2 protein-coding genes are annotated in these 2,289 nt (G+C 59.2%); both read left to right on the top strand.

Going from position 1 to position 2,289, the window contains the following annotated elements; translation table 11 throughout:
* A partial coding sequence (locus CW742_RS10870; RefSeq protein ID WP_292420300.1) for a ribonuclease Z occupies positions 1 to 863 on the top strand: 863 nt, incomplete at its 5' end.
* A gap of 172 nt (positions 864 to 1,035) precedes the next feature.
* On the top strand, positions 1,036 to 2,289 hold a 1,254-nt coding region (locus CW742_RS10865), incomplete at its 3' end, for an OB-fold nucleic acid binding domain-containing protein (RefSeq protein WP_292420298.1).

The following is a 2,289-nucleotide window of genomic DNA, read 5'->3' as shown; positions in this document are numbered from 1 at the left end:
GCATCATGGTGCGGCGGGGCTCCGATACGCTCCTCTTCGACTGCGGCGAGGGCGCCCAGCAGCAGATGATGCGGGCCCGATGCGGGTTCACCGTCAACGCCATCTTCGTCACCCACTGGCATGTCGACCATTTCCTCGGCATCTTCGGCCTTGTGCAGACCATGTCATTCAATGGCCGGACCGAACCCCTGACCATCTATGGCCCGGAATGGGTGCACGAGTTTGTCAGGACGCTCCGGCATGTTGCCCGCTTCAACCTGAAGTTCCCGATGGAATCGGTTGAGCTCGCTCCCGGTTCATGGGTGCGCTTTGAGGGATATACCGTCACCGCATTCGCCGCTTCCCATGGCATGCCCACGCTTGGCTACATTCTCGAAGAGGACCCGCGGCCGGGACGGTTCGACCGCGAGCAGGCCATCGCCCTTGGCGTACCCTCGGGCCCGCTGTTCGGGAAACTCCAGCGGGGGGAGACGGTAACCGTAAAAGCCGGAGAGACAACCACGGAAATCAGGCCAGACCAGGTCATGGGCCCGCAGAGACCCGGCCGGAAGATCGTCTATACCGGGGACACCCGCGCCATCCATGAGACCATTCTCGATGTTGCCGCCAATGCCAACCTGCTCATCCATGATGCAACCTACGATGAGGCCGAGGCCGCCCGGGCGGCGGAGTTTTACCATGCCACCGCGGCCCAGGCCGGCGAGGCCGCAACAGCGCTCAACGCCGGCACGCTCGTCCTCATCCACACCAGCTCACGGTACCCGGATGCAAAGACCCACGTCATTGAGGCGCGCAGCAGGTACGCCGGCACCATTGTTGTTCCCAATGACCTGGACATGATCGAGGTCCCGTTCCGGGATTGATGCAATCGCCTCCCGGAAAAATCCCTTTTGCAGATATCCCCTTACCCGGATAACAAGTAAATTAACCTTTCAGGCACCCATTGATATTATATCAACCATTTCGCGGAGCGTTGACGATCCCTACCATAATCGCAACCATTTTTCCGTACGTCGTGTGTGGTGAGAGAGAACCATGTCTAATACCAGTGGTGATGTCCTCGTGTACCGGATGGGCGCAGGCTGCGACCTTGCCGACATTGAGGAAGGGAACGTATACCAGGGAAAGGTCCAGGGCTTTGCCAACTTCGGCATGTTCGTCCAGCTGAACGACCGGATCAAGGGCCTGGTCCATAAGAGCAACATGAAGGGTGAGCACAAGGAGAGGGACTCCATCCTTGTCCGGGTCCGGCAGATCCGGCCTAATGGCAACATCGACCTTGAAGAGGTCCAGATCCAGGTCTACCAGGTGCAGAACATCGAACGGAAATCGACAACCGTCCAGATTGCGGATCTTGCCGGCAAAATCGGAAAGACCGTTGCCATCGAAGGCGAAGTCGCCCAGATCAAGCAGACCAGCGGACCGACCATCTTCACCATCGTCGATGAGACCGGGACCCAGAATGCAGCCGCATTCATCGAGGCAGGGGTTCGGGCGTTCCCGGATATCGAACTCGGTGACATCGTCAAGGTCATCGGGGAAGTGATGCGGAGAAACAACCAGCTCCAGATTGAGGCGGATCTCATCTCCGCGCTCAAAGGGGATGACTCTGACGCGGTGAAAGCCCGGATTGAGAAGGCACTCGACAAGCGCTCCGAGCCGGAAGATATCCCGCTCCTTGTGAAGAGCGAGGTCCTGGAAAAACTCCGTCCCGAGATGAAGAAGGTTGCAAAGATCATCCGGAAAGCCGTCTTCACCTCACAGCCAATCATCCTCCGGCACCATGCCGACGCTGACGGCATCTGCTCCGCGGTCGCGATCGAGCAGGCAGTCGTCTCGCTCATCCGCGAGTCCGGCGGGGACTTTGACGCCGACTACTTCCTCTTCAAGCGGGCTCCGTCGAAAGCCCCGTTCTACGAGATCGAGGACATCACCCGTGACCTTGACTTTTCGTTAAAGGACCATGTCCGGTTCGGCCAGAAGATGCCGCTCGTACTCTTAACCGATAACGGTTCCACGGAAGAGGATGAACCCTCGTACAAAATCGCGAGCGTGTACGATATCCCCTTCGTGGTCATCGACCACCACCACCCGGACGCAACCATCGATAAGTACCTGGTCGCCCATGTCAACCCGTACCATGTTGGCGGCGACTTCGGTATTACGGCAGGCATGCTTGGGACAGAAGTGGCACGGCTGATCAACCCGAAGGTCGAACCCCTGATCCGCCACCTCCCGGCCATTGCCGGTGTCGGCGACCGGAGCGAGGCACCGGAGCGGGCCCTCTTC

The organism is Methanoregula sp. (assembly GCF_002835825.1).
Classification (GTDB): Archaea; Halobacteriota; Methanomicrobia; order Methanomicrobiales; family Methanospirillaceae; genus Methanoregula.
Note: the sequence above shows the minus strand (reverse complement) of the source record. Positions and strands in the feature narration are given on the sequence as shown.